This window comes from Candidatus Symbiopectobacterium sp. NZEC135 (assembly GCF_025962695.1).
Window position 1 is genome coordinate 1 of record NZ_JAGFPF010000421.1, and the last position, 1,484, is coordinate 1,484.

The following is a 1,484-nucleotide window of genomic DNA, read 5'->3' on the forward strand; positions in this document are numbered from 1 at the left end:
GGACAACGAGAAATGCAGTTTCCTGCTATTTATATGGATAAACACCCCATCTCGTCAGAATGTGATGCAACTCGCATTGTTAGCATCAATATAATAAGCGACGGAATGATTTGACTGCATCATTCATAAAAAATCGCTGCTTACCTTCATAGCATAGTTGAAATTAAAAGCGGGGAAAGCGGTCATCTGTGGCAACGATCACACTGTAATGCGCCTGTTCGACATTGCACTCAGCATAGGGTAATTGGCTGTCATGAACGTTGATGCCCAATTGATAAATCAGATTTTCAGAAATGAGGTGGGTAAAGTTTTCCCACTGTTCAACAGACATATCAGATAAATAGTCATTGCCATTTTTCTGGTATTTTATTTTCCTTAATGCTTCTGGCAATGCTTCCCTTACCGCCTGTGGTGAATACAGGGTAAACTCACCGTTAGCAATGGTATTGTTGTAAATCAGCGCATCAACACATTCACCATCAGACATCGATAAATAACCATAAATTTCGCCCATATTCTCGATAGCGTTGTTTATCGCCGCGTGTATTTTAGGTTCCCAGCCGTTATTTTCTATTTTCCGTAAAATAACGGATTTATCAACATCCAACCAACTTTCATCCCTATCATGCAGCATCAAAGCTGCCCGAAACTGGCAGGCACCGTCTTCACTCAATGCATAGCGCAGTTGACGGTTGTTGTGGTTAAAGGTTGCGTAATCGACCGCATCAAACGTCCCTTGTTGCGGTGTATACCATTTCGGTTTAATGGGTAAACCGTCGAGCTGCATAATTTTTTCTTTCACCAAGGCCGGAATATTATCCACGCAGGGTCCCTCGTCCTTGAGGTGCGTACCGGCGATAAACAGCAGCGTAAGTCGGTCCTGTAGAAAGGTATTGTTGATCCACTGGGGGAAATCGGTGATTAACGACTGACACTGGGCGCGCGCCTGTTGGGCGAGGTCGGCAGTTCCGCCCTCATCCTGGCACACGATACGGCAGAGATGATCCTGGGCGAGCGTTGCCACCTCGCCTTTTCCCAGAGCGATATTTTGTAATAACTCAAGACTCTCACCACAGTTGTTTTTTGCTTGATGATATACGCTATCAAGATGTTGTTTTACGCTGAGACCATCACCGCCGTCACGATGCAGAGATGTCCCTTCGATAGCCGCGGAAATAAGCACATCAAGCCGATGGCTATGCAGTTTCGAATCATAAAAGGGTGATGATGGAATTAGCGATGAGCACGATCGGTGCGGGACTAAGATAGACATAACGATGACTTTCCGTGTAAAAGATAGCGTGGTTTTACACCGTTAACCCGAGATATTCATTCAAAAAATAAGCCGTTATTTTTTAACGGCTACTGTCTCTCCTTTATGACAAGAGAGGATTGACACCACCAGCCGTTATAACCCTGTGTAGCGCAGTGGCATACGCCGAATACCGGTGTGCTTATTGCTGCGCACCCACTCCACCGGACCA

At 45.4% G+C, this 1,484-nt stretch carries 1 protein-coding gene; it reads right to left on the reverse strand.

Going from position 1 to position 1,484, the window contains the following annotated elements:
- Window positions 1–163 precede the first annotated feature (163 nt).
- Window positions 164–1,273 carry a hypothetical protein gene (locus tag J5224_RS27490; protein ID WP_264628310.1) on the reverse strand — a complete coding sequence of 370 codons (1,110 nt, stop codon included), beginning with the start codon at window positions 1,271–1,273 and terminating at the stop codon, window positions 164–166.
- Between the last annotated feature and the right edge of the window lie 211 nt (window positions 1,274–1,484).